The 15520-nt window shown below is 46.4% G+C and carries 14 protein-coding genes and 1 tRNA gene; 5 read left to right on the top strand and 10 right to left on the bottom strand.

What is annotated here, in order from left to right; all coding sequences use genetic code 11:
- Positions 1 to 152: 152 nt before the first annotated feature.
- Positions 153 to 434, bottom strand: a complete 282-nt coding sequence (locus D7D25_RS09460; RefSeq protein ID WP_019538449.1) for an HU family DNA-binding protein — start codon at positions 432 to 434, stop codon at positions 153 to 155.
- 307 nt (positions 435 to 741) lie between these two features.
- Between D7D25_RS09460 and mutY the strand changes: the two genes are divergently transcribed.
- The 4 genes from mutY (at position 742) to D7D25_RS09435 (ending at position 4432) form a co-directional block, all read left to right on the top strand.
- Positions 742 to 1812 (top strand): A/G-specific adenine glycosylase, encoded by a 1071-nt coding sequence (gene mutY, locus D7D25_RS09450; RefSeq protein WP_122968722.1) that lies wholly within the window; start codon positions 742 to 744, stop codon positions 1810 to 1812.
- 82 nt (positions 1813 to 1894) lie between these two features.
- Positions 1895 to 2353 carry a single-stranded DNA-binding protein gene (locus D7D25_RS09445; RefSeq protein ID WP_122968721.1) on the top strand — a complete coding sequence of 153 codons (459 nt, stop codon included), beginning with the start codon at positions 1895 to 1897 and terminating at the stop codon, positions 2351 to 2353.
- Positions 2354 to 2450: 97 nt separating this feature from the next.
- Positions 2451 to 3782, top strand: coding sequence for a gliding motility-associated protein GldE (gene gldE / locus D7D25_RS09440; RefSeq protein WP_158602588.1), 1332 nt, complete (start codon positions 2451 to 2453; stop codon positions 3780 to 3782).
- Entirely contained in the window at positions 3782 to 4432 is a 651-nt protein-coding gene (locus D7D25_RS09435; RefSeq protein ID WP_122968719.1) for a 4'-phosphopantetheinyl transferase superfamily protein, read from the top strand. The genes gldE and D7D25_RS09435 overlap by 1 nt, the downstream gene beginning before the upstream one ends.
- Before the next feature lie 107 nt (positions 4433 to 4539).
- On the opposite strand, the gene tsf is transcribed toward D7D25_RS09435, so the two are convergent.
- The 4 genes from tsf to rplM form a co-directional block, all read right to left on the bottom strand.
- Positions 4540 to 5361 (bottom strand): translation elongation factor Ts, encoded by an 822-nt coding sequence (gene tsf / locus D7D25_RS09430; RefSeq protein ID WP_122968718.1) that lies wholly within the window; start codon positions 5359 to 5361, stop codon positions 4540 to 4542.
- Between the two features lie 30 nt (positions 5362 to 5391).
- On the bottom strand, positions 5392 to 6249 hold the full coding sequence (rpsB, locus tag D7D25_RS09425; protein ID WP_122968717.1) for a 30S ribosomal protein S2: 858 nt from the start codon (positions 6247 to 6249) through the stop codon (positions 5392 to 5394).
- Positions 6250 to 6447: 198 nt separating this feature from the next.
- Positions 6448 to 6834 (bottom strand): 30S ribosomal protein S9, encoded by a 387-nt coding sequence (rpsI, locus tag D7D25_RS09420; protein ID WP_122968716.1) that lies wholly within the window; start codon positions 6832 to 6834, stop codon positions 6448 to 6450.
- A 1-nt stretch (position 6835) separates the two neighbouring features.
- Positions 6836 to 7291, bottom strand: coding sequence for a 50S ribosomal protein L13 (rplM, locus tag D7D25_RS09415; RefSeq protein WP_122968715.1), 456 nt, complete (start codon positions 7289 to 7291; stop codon positions 6836 to 6838).
- A gap of 356 nt (positions 7292 to 7647) precedes the next feature.
- On the opposite strand from rplM, the gene D7D25_RS09410 reads away from it, so the two are divergent.
- Positions 7648 to 7721: transfer RNA gene (locus tag D7D25_RS09410), tRNA-Arg, on the top strand.
- A gap of 172 nt (positions 7722 to 7893) precedes the next feature.
- Here the strand turns inward: D7D25_RS09410 and D7D25_RS09405 are convergent.
- The 5 genes from D7D25_RS09405 to recJ all read right to left on the bottom strand — a co-directional run bounded on the left by D7D25_RS09405 (position 7894) and on the right by recJ (position 15514).
- Positions 7894 to 9339, bottom strand: a complete 1446-nt coding sequence (locus D7D25_RS09405) for an aldo/keto reductase (protein WP_122968714.1) — start codon at positions 9337 to 9339, stop codon at positions 7894 to 7896.
- A 10-nt stretch (positions 9340 to 9349) separates the two neighbouring features.
- Positions 9350 to 10891: a 4Fe-4S binding protein gene (locus D7D25_RS09400; RefSeq protein ID WP_122968713.1), complete on the bottom strand. Its 1542-nt coding sequence runs from the start codon at positions 10889 to 10891 to the stop codon at positions 9350 to 9352.
- A gap of 327 nt (positions 10892 to 11218) precedes the next feature.
- Positions 11219 to 11791: an AAA family ATPase gene (locus tag D7D25_RS09395; RefSeq protein WP_122968712.1), complete on the bottom strand. Its 573-nt coding sequence runs from the start codon at positions 11789 to 11791 to the stop codon at positions 11219 to 11221.
- Positions 11792 to 11828: 37 nt separating this feature from the next.
- Positions 11829 to 13778: an ATP-dependent DNA helicase RecQ gene (locus D7D25_RS09390; protein ID WP_122968711.1), complete on the bottom strand. Its 1950-nt coding sequence runs from the start codon at positions 13776 to 13778 to the stop codon at positions 11829 to 11831.
- Between the two features lie 20 nt (positions 13779 to 13798).
- Entirely contained in the window at positions 13799 to 15514 is a 1716-nt protein-coding gene (gene recJ / locus D7D25_RS09385) for a single-stranded-DNA-specific exonuclease RecJ (protein ID WP_122968710.1), read from the bottom strand.
- Positions 15515 to 15520 lie beyond the last annotated feature (6 nt).

Below are 15520 nucleotides of genomic sequence, written 5' to 3'. Positions count from 1 at the left end.
TCTATTGCTGGGTAAAAAAAGTTTTTCGGCGTTATTTCTTCTTCTTATGCCTATTCTTTCTAAGTCTTTTTTTACGCTTGTGTACAGACATTTTATGCCTTTTTCTTTTTTTTCCGCTTGGCATATGCTATTTCTCCTTATTTATTTATATGTTATTTATCACCTTTTACTTGGCCTACGAATGTTTTGGCGGGCTTGAAGGCGGGAATATTGTGTTCGGGGATGATGATGGTCGTATTTTTGGAAATATTACGGGCCGTTTTCTGTGCTCTTTTCTTCACGATGAAACTTCCGAAACCTCTCAGGTATACGTTTTCGTTATTTGCCAAAGAGTCTTTTACCACTTCCATGAAAGACTCCACCGTTGCCAATACCGATGCTTTATCTACGCCGGTTTTTTTTGCAATTTCATTTACAATGTCTGCTTTAGTCATTTTATCTATATTTTAATATTAATAATAATACCTTCGGTTATTAATTAGTAAAATTTTGGATTGCAAATATATAGCTTTTTTTTCAACACGAAAAATAAATGACAGGAATTTTTTCGAATTTCCCTTTTTTTTAGGATCAAGGGCCAAGAACTTCACTGATGCACTGATATATCGATGTGATAATCGGATAATTTCAGCAGGACTAAGAAGTTGGAAGTCCAAGAAGCGGAGAATGATCATTTAGATCCCACTTTCCCACTTTTTTCATTAGCTTTGCCGGCACAAAGAAGGACTTAATGGAGAAGAAATGAAAGAGAAAGATAATAATTCAATAATTACCTCACTTTTACTAAAATGGTACGGTGAAAAAGGACGGGATCTGCCATGGCGCGAAACTACCGATCCCTATAAAATATGGATATCTGAAATCATTTTACAGCAAACAAGGGTCGTGCAGGGGAGAGATTACTATTTCCGGTTCATTGAGAGATTTCCCAACGTGGAATCACTTGCCGTTGCCCAAGAAGATGAAGTGTTGAAACTATGGCAAGGGCTCGGTTATTATACCCGGGCAAGGAATATACATGCGGCGGCAAAACAGGTGATGACCACCTTTAACGGCATATTTCCATCTACCTATCCTGACATTATTTCGTTGAGGGGCGTAGGTGAATACACGGCGGCAGCCATCGCGTCGATCGCATTCAATGAGCCGTATGCCGTAGTGGACGGCAATGTATTCAGGGTAATCTCCCGACTGTTCGGCATCGCGTTATCCATACACACTTCTGAAGGGAAAAAAATAATCAGGGAGATGGCTCAGTCGCTGCTTGGCTTGCAAGATCCCGGAAAATATAATCAGGCTGTGATGGATTTCGGCGCTTTGGTCTGTACCCCTGCTCAACCCAGATGCATCGATTGTGTGCTTCAGGATCACTGCATAGCTTTTGCCGAAAACCGGGTGGGCGAGCTTCCGGTGAACGACCGGAAAATCTTCGTCAGGAACCGATATTTCCACTATTTTCATATTCAACACAATGATGACACGTTTCTGCAAAAACGTAACGGTTCGGATATCTGGAGAAACCTTTTCGAATTCCCTCTGATCGAAACCCCCACACCATTGGATTTTACAGAATTGGAAAAAACGGAATCCTTCAGGGAACTTTTCAACGGAATATCCTCTTTATCTGTGGACCACCGGCTGACCATCAAGCATCAGCTTACCCATCAGACCATCCATACCCGTTTTTACCGGATAGTTATTCCCGGTGAGATTCCATACAACCCCCCGAAAGAAATCTTTAAAATTGAAAATGAACAACTTCCGGATTATCCGGTATCGAGGTTAACCCACAAATATCTCGAAATAATTTAGCCGTTCATGGTTGCCAATTACAAATAAATGCTTAATTTTGTTTTCACAGTGAGAGCTATTCTAAAACCAAAAAATTTTAATTATGTCGGTAAACAAAGTAATCTTAGTGGGAAATGTAGGAAGAGACCCGGAAATGAAGTATTTTGACAATGATGTTGCAAAAGCAAACTTCTCGCTCGCAACCAGTGAAAGAGGTTACACAACTTCTGGCGGCACGCAGGTGCCTGAACGTACGGAATGGCATAACATTGTATGTTGGAGAGGATTGGCGCAAATTGCTGAAAAATTCGTGAAGAAAGGCACATTGGTGTATGTGGAAGGAAAGATCCGTTCCCGCTCTTACGACGATCAGAACGGAGTGAAAAGGTATATCACCGAAGTCGTGGCCGACAACCTGGAACTCCTGGGTCGCAGAGGAGGTGGTGACGAGGGATTTGGAAATAGGGAACATGAAAATGGCAATAATTATTCCTCGCCGTCAGGTACTGCTCCCCGTGACATACCGGACGAAATCTCAGAGGCAGATGATTTGCCATTTTAAATAAAACATTGTAATTTTGTGGAGAATGTTTTATCGCTTCCCTGCTGGGAATCAAGCGCTAAAGCATTCTCTCTTTGTTTCACTAAAAAATTACCACTTGGACCCTGACCCATTATCGTTATTAAATATATACCTGACGGCAAATCTGCATCTATTGCCCGATTATCTCATTGGGGCACTGCTTCTCCTGCTTATTATCTCAAATGCGATTGTTTCGGGTGCTGAAGTGGCTTTCACCCTACTCGAAAAGAGATTTGCCGACAACCTCCATACCTCTGGAGAGCCGAAAAAGATCCGTATTTCAAATCTGCTCAAGAAACCGGAAAAATTACTGGCATCCCTTGTAGTGGCTCAATTATTCCTCCAAGTAAGCATTACCGTACTGGTTATTTACTTGCTGAACCGCTCATCCCTTTTTGGGGGAAACAACATAAATATCTCTGTGCCAGGAATGATTGTCACTATCTTTGTCATTCTGTTACTGACCAATATACTCCCGCGACTCTATGCATCGCGATATCCACTGAAGTTCGCCGTGAACAACAGTTCGTTTATCCGTCTGACAAACATACTGATGGCCCCCTTTTCGTCCTTGCTTGCAAAAAATGCGGCTACGTTTAGCCGTCCGGCATCTTCATGGCAACCCGAGATGTCGGCAAACGATCTCTCCAAGGCTCTTGAGATCAGGTCTAACGAGATTACCCATGAACAAGAGAAAGAGATGCTCGAGGGTATCATCCGTTTCAAAGACAAACTGGTAGACGATGTGTTAGTCTCCAGAAGTGATATGGTGGCCATTGAATTGCAAAAACCCTTCACCGAAGTGATTGACTTTATCGTGGATGCCGGTTTTTCACGTATTCCCGTATTTGAGGAAAATGCTGATAATATCAAAGGGATCCTCTATGTAAAAGATCTGCTACCCCACCTAGGGAAAGCGCCCACTTTTAAATGGCAGACGCTGATCCGACCGGCTTATTTCGTGCCGAGGACAAAACGTATCGACGACCTGCTGGAAGAATTCCGCACCCAGAAGATCCATATGGCTATTGTCGTGGATGAATATGGAGGCACATCGGGATTGGTCACCATGGAAGATATCCTTGAGGAAATTGTCGGCGATATCAGTGATGAATATGACGAGGAGCTGCCTTTTTACACGATCCAGGCCGATGGTTCTTACATCTTTGAAGGAAAAACCCAGTTAGAGGATTTTATCAAGATCACCCGGCTACCCGCAAAAGATTTCGAGAAGATGTCTGAAGAGGTGGATACCCTTGCCGGGCTGTTGTTGGAGTTGAAAGGTGATTTCCCAAAGCGTAAGGAGAGTTTTGTCTATAAAAAACATACTTTCCAGGCAGAGGATCTGAGTAAAAAAAGGATCACCAAGGTGCGCTATATCCCTCCAAGAGTAAATCGTGAGGAATAATGCTGATCAGAAGAGAACATACCGACAGCGAGGGATTGCTGGGAATCTGGAAAATGGATGAATCGCGTGAGGAACTCTTAGGGCTTCTTCCGGGACATATGCGCTTCGACGCGGTTGAACATGTGAAAACTATCCGTTCCGAAAGACGTACCATTGAGTGGCTCTCCACCCGTATTCTGTTATTCATGCTGTTGCACGAGGAAAAAACCATCCTTAATCGCGCGGACGGCAAACCCTATTTGCAAGACGGAACATACCATATCAGCATCTCCCACACAAAAGATTATGCTGCCATTTATCTGCATGAAACCTGCCCGGTAGGGATCGATATCGAGATCCGGTCGGAGCGGGTAAGAAAAGTAGCCCACAAATTCATCGGGGATAACGAGTATATCGATCCTTCACAGAAGACAGTACATCAACTATTGCATTGGTCGGCAAAAGAGAGCATGTTCAAACTGATGGAAGAAAACGAAATCCATTTCAAGCACCATCTCCACATCCAGCCATTCATTCCCGCATCCAAAGGAATCATAACAGCCGCGGAAACCAGAACCGACCATAACCGCACTTTCAATATACACTATGAAGTACATCCCGACCATGTGCTTACGTGGGTCGTTGGTTGGTGTGATGATTTGTTGGTGTGATGATTTGTTGGTTCAAGGATGTGCAGATTCGCTAATTATTGGCAATTACCAAAAACGCCCCGAAAAAACTTCCGGGGCGCTTCTGTATTTAATCACAAAAATATTTCTCACACGTTCAACGATACACGTTTGAATGTAGTCACAGATAACTCTTTGTCGCTTTCTTTCAGAAACTGCTCAATGGTCTTCTTGGCGTCTTTCACATATTCCTGTTGAAGAAGAGTCGATTCCTTGTAGAACTTCTGCAATGCTCCTTCCGCAATCCTGTCGAGCAGGTTTTCCGGTTTACCGGCCTCGCGTGCTTTGTCGCGTGCGATTTCCAATTCCTTTTCCTTCACTTCGGCCGGAATACCTTCGGGTGTGACGGAAATCGGATTCATGGCAGCGACCTGCATTGCCACATCTTTCGCTACGTGCTCATCCACATCAGCCTTATTAAAACCGACGATGGTGGCCAGCTTGTTACCCATATGGATATAAGAGGTAACATAGGGAGCGGTAATGTATTCGTAGAAACCCAATTCCATTTTTTCACCCGTGGCCCCGATCTTATCGGTAATCAGTTGTGCCACCGTGCCGTTAGGAAGCTCGACTGCAAGTAGTTGTTCAAGACTCTCCGGTTTGCGGGCGATGGCCGCATCAAGGATCTGCTGTGTCAAAGCGATGAATTCCTCATTCTTTGCCACAAAGTCTGTCTCGCACTGCAATGCGACTACCGCGGCAAAATCACCTTCTGTCTTTGCCAAGACGCAACCTTCGGATGCTTCGCGATCTTCACGTTTTGCAGCCACAGCCTGTCCTTTTTTACGGATTATTTCCATGGCTCCATCGAAATCTCCGTTCGCCTCATTCAGCGCATTTTTGCAATCCATCATCCCCGCACCGGTCATTTTGCGTAGATGCTGGATATCTGCCATTGTTACTGCCATATTCTATATACTTATATTTTTATTATAATCTTATTCGTCCACTTCCACGTCCTTTGCGAACTTGCTCACTACGGCAGCTTTCATCGCTTCGGTATCTTCTTTCTTCACGCGCTCTTTCTTGGCTGCTTTCGATTTGCGTTCCCGGCGTTGCGGAGCCTCTTCGTCCTGCTCCTCGGCAGCGGCGGCGTCGGCTTTCTCCACTTTACGCTCATCCAATCCCTCTTTAATGGAATCACAAAGGAAACCGAGGATCAGGTCAACCGCTTTGGCGGCATCGTCGTTAGCAGGTATGACAAAATCGATATTGGAAGGATCGGAATTGGTATCTACAATGCCAAATACAGGAATACCGAGACGTTCAGCTTCTTTCACCGCAATCTGCTCTTTCATGACATCCACAACAAAAATTGCAGAAGGAAGACGGGTAAGATCCTGAATGGAGCCCAGCATCTTCTCGAGCTTAGCGCGTTGACGGGTAATTTGCAGTTTCTCACGTTTAGAGAGCGTATCGAAGGTGCCATCTTTGATCATCTTATCGATGCCACCCATTTTCTTCACTGCCTTGCGAATAGTGGGAAAATTGGTGAGCATACCACCCGGCCAGCGTTCGATCACATAAGGCATATTCACGCTTTGCGCTTTTTCTTCCACCACAGGTTTCGCCTGCTTTTTAGTGGCGACAAAGAGTATTTTCTTACCTGCTTTGGCAATCTGTCTTAAAGCGGCGGCGGCTTCTTCTGCCTTAGCGATAGTTTTGTACAGGTCAATAATATGGATTCCGTTACGCTCCATAAAGATATAAGGAGCCATTGCGGGATTCCATTTTCTTTTTAAGTGACCGAAATGCGCTCCGGCCTCAAGAAGTTGGTCAAATTCTAATTTTGCCATTTTTGATTTTTAATTTATTCGTTTACATTCTTTTTCTAAACCGAATCGTAAGGTAAATTACCCCAATTCTTCATTGATGTCGGATAACGTCCTTACGATTTAGATACTAAACGTTATAGCCGCTAAGCGGCCCTTATCAGCTCAACCGGAAGAGCGCTGCCGGTAACCGGCAATCTTCCTGATCGTACAGCCAGCGTATTAACGCTTGGAGAACTGGAATCTTTTCCTGGCTTTGGGCTGTCCCGGCTTCTTTCTTTCCACCACGCGGGGGTCACGGGTCATGAATCCCGCGGCTCTCAAGGCGGGTTTATCTTCGGCATTGATTTTCACCAACGCACGGGCAATACCTAATCGGGCTGCTTCCGATTGTCCTTTGTAACCACCGCCGTCGAGGTTGATCCTGATGTCGTATTTATCCGATACGTTCAGGGTGTTGAGCGGCTGTTTCACGATGAATTGAAGGATAGAAGAGGGGAAATAGTTCTCCAGATCGCGTTTATTGATGACAATCTTACCGGTACCTTCTGTGACAAAAACACGCGCTACGGCTGCTTTGCGTCTTCCTAATGCATTTACTGCTTCCATATTATTTAAGCGTATTAATATCTAATTTCTTGGGTTTCTGGGCCTGATGGGGATGTTGGTCTCCTGCGTAAACATACATGTTCTTGATGATAGCATCGCCTAATTTATTTTTCGGCAGCATCCCTTTTACCACTTTTCTGAAAAGTCTGTCGGGACCTTTTGCCATCAAATCGGCAGGAGTATATTCGCGTTGCCCGCCGGGATAACCCGAATAACGCAAATAAATGCGATCTGTCCATTTGTTACCCGAAAGGGCAACCTTGTCGGCATTCAGGATGATGACATTGTCACCACAATCCACATGCGGGGTAAAGCTTGCCTTGTACTTTCCTCTCAGCAGTTTGGCTACTTTGGAACAGAGGCGGCCCAACGGTTGTCCGGTGGCATCAATTTCAACCCATTCTTTCTGTGCCGTTTCCTTGTTTACAGAAATAGTTTTATAACTTAGTGTATCCACTTTTGTTGATTTTAATTAGTAAATTACTGTGAAGTTGACCCCACAGCTCCTTATCTTGCCCGGCTAAGGTGGGTTTCGGCAAATAAAAAGCTATGAATCAAACTCTTAATTGATAAAAACTAATAATCGGACTGCAAAGTTACAATAATTCAGAAAATTAACAAACTATTCATACGATTATTTTATTGTTTTATTTCCATAAATGAAACCTTTGAGGATTAAAATAATCCTGGAGATTTCATTTGTTTCCGCCATGGCGGAGTCTCCGTAGGCGTCTATGTCTATGCCCATGTAACAATTCATCAAATTATTTTGCGGTTTGACAAAAATAGTGTATTTTTGTACCCGCAAATGAGGGCTCCGTAGCTTAACTGAATAGAGCATCTGACTACGGATCAGAAGGTTACAGGTTTGAATCCTGTCGGAGTCACGCTAACAATCAAGCACTTATCGATGAATTTCGGTAAGTGTTTTTCTTTTGGGAAAACGACGTCCAAAACGTCTCATTATCCAGATCACAAATTTTGAGGTTAACCATAGCCTTTTTATTTATATTCTCATAATAGAGAATTTTCAGGCTGTTTTTAGAAACTGTTTTGAAATTATCTCTTAATTGCCAATTGCTCGTTGCTGAACTCCACTCCTTGTTTTAATTGTTCAGTGTATACATCAATCCGCCGCATCTCGTTGGGGATGTCAATGGTTTGCGGACAGTGGGGTTTGCAGATTTCGCATCCGATGCAGTGGTTGGCCTGACGAAATTTGGGTATGTTGCGGTCGTAACCCACAAGGAAATCGCGGCGGGCTTTACGGTAATTTTCATCGTTGGAGCTTTTGAGCCGTTTGCCCGCACTGATGATGCGGTTGTAATGCCCGAAAACCCCCGGGATATCCACCCCGTACGGGCACGGCATGCAATATTGGCATTCGGTGCACTGCACATAATCGGCGTTGAGCATGATTTCCGCCACCTTTTCCAACGCGCCGTTTTCTTCGGCGTTTACCGGCACGAGGGGCGAATAGGTGCGCACGTTTTCCTGCAAATGCTCCATATATACCATGCCGCTGAGTACGGTGAGCACGCTTTCGGGCGTGCCTGCGTAACGGAAAGCCCACGAAGCGGCGCTGTCTTGCGGACGCATTTCCTGCAGAATGTGCAACGCTTCGGAACCCAAGCGTGAGAGCCGTCCGCCCAAGAGCGGTTCCATAATCACGGCGGGAATGTCGCGTTTTTCCAACTCGCCCAATAGGTATTCGGCGTTGATGTTCCAGCCCGACGCATGTTTCCAATCGATGTAATTCAACTGAATCTGCGCAAAATCCCACCGCACGTGTCCTGCGTCTTGTTCGGCCAACAGGAAATCGAACACTTCCTGTTCGCCGTGAAACGACCATCCGAGGTTGCGGATACGGCCCAACGCACGCTCTTTGATGAGGAAATCGAGCATCCCGTTGTCGTAAAACCGTTCGCGAAGCGGTGCCATTCCGCCGATACCCACGCCGTGAAGCAGGTAGTAATCAATGTAATCGACCTGCAAATTGCGGAACGACTGCTCGTACATGGCGCGCGAACCTTCAAAACTGCGCAGTTGCGGGTCATCGCGGTGGGTGGACATTTTGGTGGCGATAAAAAACTTGTCGCGCGGGTGGCGTTTGAGCGCGATTCCGGTAGCCGTTTCCGACCAGCCGCGCACATACACCGGCGCCGTGTCGAAATAATTGACGCCGTGCGCGATGGCGTAATCCACTAATTCGTTCACTGCATCCTGGTCTATTTCTTCGCCCGAACCATCGGCTTTTTGACGCAGGGGCCAGCGCATGCAGCCGTAGCCGAGTAACGACACGCGGTCGCCCGTGGTGGGCGAGACGCGGTAGGTCATTTTATCCGTAGGAACTTCGGCGAGGGCTGTTCCTCCGGAAGCGCCCCCGCCGCCTGAAGGTTTGCACCCCGACAGCGCGGCCGTGGTGGCAACCGAGCCGGCACCCAAGGTTTTCAGGAAGCTTCGGCGGCCCATTTTATCGCTGTTGCTTTTCTTTTTTTCCATCATAAAAGTCGGATTAAATTTGGTGATGCCTTACGTTTCCTTCCACATAAATGGCGCTGTACGGGCGTGCGGGACAGAGGTTTTCGCACGCGCCGCAGCCGATGCACAGCTCCTTGTCCACGACGGGCACTTTGAGCGAATCGCTGTAACCCGGGTCACGGTCAACCAATGTGATGGCGCCCGTGGGGCAATGCCGCTGGCAATTGTGGCATTGCACCCCATCGGTGTTCACCACGCAACGGTCGCTCACCCACACGGCCAGTCCGATGGCGATGGCGGATTTGTCGGCTGCCGAAATCGGTTTAATGGCCCCGGTGGGGCACACGTGCGAGCATTCCACGCACTCGGGACGGCAATAGCCGCGCTCGTACGACATTTCGGGTTGCATCAACGTGGCCAGTTTGTTGGAAGGACGTAAAATATTGTTGGGACAAGCCGATACGCACAATTGGCATGCCGTGCAGTGCTGTTTCATATGGCGGGCGCCCATTGAGCCGGGCGGTACGATGGGAGTTTGTCGGGCAATGTTCTTTTTGTCCATGATTTCGGCCAATCCGCCATCGCCACGCACTTCAACGGCCTGCTCCTGCGCTTTCAGCACGGTGCCCGCCGCCAAAAACGTAATGGCGGAAAGGGCATTGCGCCGCGACATGGTGTTTTGACTATCCGTGTTTACCGTTGCAGAAACAGGGGTTTGACCGGACGATGGTTTTTCCCCCCTTTTCCGGCCCCATTTTACAGGGGCATAATTCATCGCGCCGAACTTGCACCGCTCAATACAATTGAAACAGGTTACGCAACGGCTGTGGTCGATGGTCATTGTTTTCACATCGATGCATGACGATTTGCAGCGGCGTTCGCAGGCGTTGCACCGGGTGCATTTTTCGGTATCGAAAGCCATTCTGAACAGCGAAAACCGCGACAGGAAACCGAGCATGGTTCCCACCGGGCAAACCGTGTTGCAATATGCGCGTCCGTTCCGCCAAGCCAAAAAACCGACCACGCCGAACATCACAACGGCCATGCCGAAGGTAATCCACCCTTTTATCCACACATCGGTGGAGTAAAAGACATAACTGTCCACACGTTCGGAAAACCACGCCAACAGGTTGTTTGCCAGTCGATAAACGGGTGACAGGAAGTTAGATGCCATACGCCCGTAAACGCCGTACGGGTCGAGCAACGAAACAGCAACGTTCACGCCGGCCACCAACATCACAACAAACAGCGCCAACACGCCGTATCGCAACCACGACATTGCCGGCGAGTAGCGGAAACGGTTTTTCTTTCCCTTGCGCCGCGCCGACAGGTTGGATACGCCGTCCTGAAACACGCCAAGCGGACAAATTACCGAGCAGTAAATCCGTCCGAAAAGCAAGGTCAATGCCACGAGCAGCAAAACGACCGCGACGTTTACGGCTAAAACGGCGGGAATGAATTGCAGTTTTGCCATCCAGCCAAATCCTCTGTGCAGTGTTCCCGTGAAATCGAGAAACAACAATGTAACGCCGGCAAAGAACACCGTGGCGAGTATCCGTCTGACTATCTTCAACATATGTCATTGATGTTTAGGGTTTGACATTGGGGTGCCCGATGTTTCTACATCCCAAATGAGTTGAGTCTTCATTCGGTTATAAATTTTATATTCGCAAAGATGCGATTAATCCATCGATAAGTTGTAACACATATTACGGTTTTACTTACCAATATTACGGATTATCGGGCATCCACCGGCAAGAATCCGCCCCAGTCAATGTTCAATTCCCCGTGTTTGCCGGTTGTGCCGAACCATTCGGCTTTGGGCTGAACGTAGCCGGTGATGCGTGTGGGCATGATTTTTTTATCGCATCACGACGTATGGCCATTGTGCGCGTTCGCATTTTTATTTATCGTTTTCTTTGATAAATTCCGAGATGAAATCGGCTCTTTCCCTCACGGATTTTTTTGGTATTTCGATAATATTGTATCCGTAACTTTCGTAGGTTCCGCACATTTTTTCAAATGTCAAAACGGCTTCTTTCCATTCTTGTTTTCGTTCGTTATCGGTTTGGTAAATTTCCCGCCAAGGGGGAAGCATGAAAACATTTTCATTGTATTTCCAATTTTCCGCATAAGATTTCATTCGTTCGCTTATTTCCGATTGAATTAATTCCGCGTAACAAATTGCATCTAAAAATCCACGATCGAAAAAAACAGGTTTTTTATCATTCAAGTTTTTTTCAATTTGCTCAAAACTATTTATCGAACGTTCAAACATCATTTCCTTATACAAATTCTTGTCTTTCCAGGGTAGCGCTTTTCCATTCTTTGCTTGTTGTTCTTTTATCAATTCACGAGCAATTTCAGGAACTATTTGAAAATTTCTATTCTTCAATTCCTCTAACAAAGTGGTTTTCCCCACTCCCGGGCCACCTGTGATGACATAAAAATTATTATTTTCTTTCAATTCAATCATATCCAATCCTTGATCGTTTTAATATAACGCACACGCCTTATTCTTTTTGGTTTTCCACTTTCTTTACGGAAGTCACCACATCGTCTGTCAAGGTAAACTCTCCCGCATCGATCAAAAATCGGAGTACCGGAATGACTCTCTCCCGGTTTTCGTCCGAATTTTCGTTTTCATCCAAAACAGCATCAATAAGCTCATTGAACCGCAAAGATACCTGTCGTTGTAAAGTATCCCTCAACTTGTCCGCGATCTGACGGAACAGGTAGTTGGGCAGGCCGGCCGCACTCTTCTTCAGACAAACATCGCAGTGGCCGCAATCTTTCGCGGAAAGTTCTCCGAAATAGATCAGCAACATCCTGCTACGGCATATATCCGTAGACTCGGCGTAATCGATCATAGAGAAAATTCGTTTCTCAAAACGTTTTTTTCGCTCTTCATAAACTGTTCGGGGGATGGTGACGAAATGATTCTCCTCACGTGAAGTGGTAAACACCACAAAGGGTGTTTTCTTCTGTGGTATATAGCGGATATATTTTGCGCGGGAAAGAGCGACGAGCATTTCACACACCTCCCGGCGGCTTTTTCCAATTTTCAAGGCAAGCAACGACTCGTCAATATAGACATCATCCGAAAAAACACCTGTGTAGTTACGTAGGATAGCATGCGAAAGGGCATCCATTTCTTTGTCCAGATGCAGCGAATAGATCTCGTCGCGGTAGACCAGGAATCGCACCCGGGAACGCACATCTATCTCTTCCGTATATTCGATATAACCGGCCAGTTCCAGTATTTTCAGCGCATGATGGGTTTGCAGGAAAGGGAGTTTGTATGGCTGGCAAAACTCCGGAAGAGTGAAATCATATGCATTATTGTACCCGGCCCCGACGGCTATCTGGTAATAATTTCCCAATGCTTCATACACCCGCAGTATAAAATCCCGGGGAGGAAACGAGTCTGCAATCCGCTTTTTCAACTTGGCGCTATCGGCCTTCTCATATAGAATAATGGCGTACGAACGTTCCCCGTCGCGGCCTGCGCGGCCTGCTTCCTGAAAATACTCTTCGAGCGAATTGGGTAAGTCCAAATGCACCACCACCCGCACATCGGGCTTATCGATCCCCATTCCGAAAGCATTGGTGGCTACCATCACCCTGCACTCATTCATCTTCCAGGCGTTCTGCCGGAACACCTTATTCTCATAAGAAAGGCCGGCATGGAAGAAATCGGCCGGAATACCCGCTTTGCGGAGTGATTGGGCAACCTCCGCCGTCTTTTGCCGGCTCCTCACATACACGATGGCCGATCCGGGAACCGATTGAAGAATATGTAACAATCCCCTCGTTTTGTCCTCCACAGTCCGTACCACATACGAAAGATTCTCTCGTTCAAAACTTACACGGAATACATTTTTTTCCTTGAAGAGCAGCTTCTCCTGAATATCATCTACCACCTCCTTGGTAGCCGTAGCGGTAAGTGCCAGCAAGGGAACACCTTCCAATAAATTACGGATCTCCGCGATTTTCAGGTAGGAGGGACGGAAATCATACCCCCATTGTGAGATACAATGGGATTCATCCACCACTAAAAGGCAGACATCCATGGCCCGCAGCTTTGCAATAAAAATCTCGGAAGAAAGACGCTCGGGGGAGACATAGAGAAATTTATAATCTCCGAAAATACAGTTCTCGAGGGTGGTAATAATATCTTCACGCGACATTCCGGAATAGACGGCTGCCGCCTTGATGCCCCGCTCACGGAGATTGTCCACCTGATCTTTCATCAAGGCTATCAATGGCGTGACGACCAGACAAATCCCTTTCATTGCCATCACCGGCACCTGAAAGGTTAATGATTTACCGCCGCCGGTGGGCATTAACCCCAAAGTGTCCCGTCCTTCCCATACCGACTGGATAATTTCTTCCTGCAAAGGCCGAAATGAGGAATACCCCCAGTTTTCACGCAGTATGTTATGAAATAGATCCGGTTGCATACGCAAACACCCTGTGCTGTTTACCCTTTTATGTCCTTTATGATAAGCTGAGTAAAAGATTTGCTGCCATGCCTGTTTTCTTCGATTGTGTAACAAATGTCGACCGGCAGGCCTGCTTTGATACGTTGAAAGAAATCATGCTGGCTAAAAGCAATACCGGAAAAGGGCCTGTCAGTGGTTTTATCCACGACCTCCAGCTTAATATGACGGCTCTCTCTCCCTACAAGCCTGCTGTTTCCGGTATCATACACCCCTCTGGTAAGAAATATAGGATTTTCATTTTCCGGCCCGAAAGGATTGAACAAATCGAGGCCGGTGCTCATCGCCGGACTGATTTGTGAGAGTGATATCTCCGCATCGACCGTAATCTGTGGCAACATCATTCGCGCCTCGACACCATCAAAAGAGAGCATATTAAACCGCTCGGTAAATGCCTGCAGGCTCTCTTCCCGCAACGTCAACCCCGCGGCATAGGTATGGCCTCCAAAATTTTCCAGGATATCACGACACGATTCAATCGCTTTATAGACATCAAATCCGGGTACGGAACGGGCTGATCCGGAAATCATCCCGCCCGATTTGGTGAGAACGACCGCCGGCCGGTAATATTTCTCGGTTAACCGCGAAGCCACAATACCCACAATTCCCTTGTGCCACGTTTCATTATAGATTACAATACTCTTCTGCTGAATCATATCGATATGGTTATCGATATATGCTATGGCCTCGTCGGTGATCTTCTTATCCAGTTCACGCCGGTCTTCGTTATATTTATCAATATGCTTGCTTTTCTCCCTGGCAGAAGTCATATCATTCTCAATCATCAGATCGACCGCCTCTTTCCCGTTCATCATCCGGCCCGAGGCATTGATACGGGGTCCTATCTTAAAGACGATATCGTTGACAGTGATCTGCTTTCGCTGTAGCCCACATATCTCGATGATACCCCGTAATCCGAAGCTGGGATTAGAGTTGAGTTGCTTTAGTCCATGGTGCATCAGGATGCGGTTCTCACCCGTAAGCGGGACAATATCGGACGCGATACTTACTGCCACCAGATCGAGCAGCGGTTCGATATCAGAAAAAGGATAGCCGTTCCGCTGTGAGAAAGCGTGTACTAATTTAAAACCGACACCGCAACCCGACAGGTCGTCGTAGGGATAGATGGAATCGAGCCGCTTGGCATCGACAACAGCTACGGCATCCGGAAGATGATCATCCGGCATATGATGATCACAAATAATAAAATCAATGCCTTTTTCTTTGGCATAGGCAACCTTGCTTACCGCCTTAATGCCACAATCAAGAGAGACAATGAGCTTTACGCCTGTCTCCACGGCATAATCGATTCCTTGGAACGAAATGCCATACCCTTCATCGTACCGGTCTGGAATATAATAATCAATATTACTTGTAATTCCCCGAAAGAATTTGTACACCAACGAAACAGCGGTTGTACCATCCACATCATAATCTCCATAAATAAGAATTCGCTCCTTATTACCCAGAGCCTGTTCAATCCGCCGGATGGCCACATCCATATCAGGTAACAGAAAAGGGTCATGCAAATCCTTGAGCTTTGGATGCAAAAAAGCGATTGCTTTCTCTTTTGTCTCTATACCTCTTTTGATAAGCAATTCAGCAAGAACGGGATGCAAGTTTAATTCTTTCGCTAGTTCATTTTTTTTATTTTTTTGGTCGTTTGTAAGGGTTGAATAATTCCATTTGTAAGTCATTTATAT

The organism is Proteiniphilum sp. X52 (assembly GCF_003712195.1).
Taxonomy (GTDB): domain Bacteria; phylum Bacteroidota; class Bacteroidia; order Bacteroidales; family Dysgonomonadaceae; genus Proteiniphilum.
The sequence above is the reverse complement of the archived record's forward strand: the minus strand, read 5'-3'. Positions and strand labels throughout refer to the sequence as shown.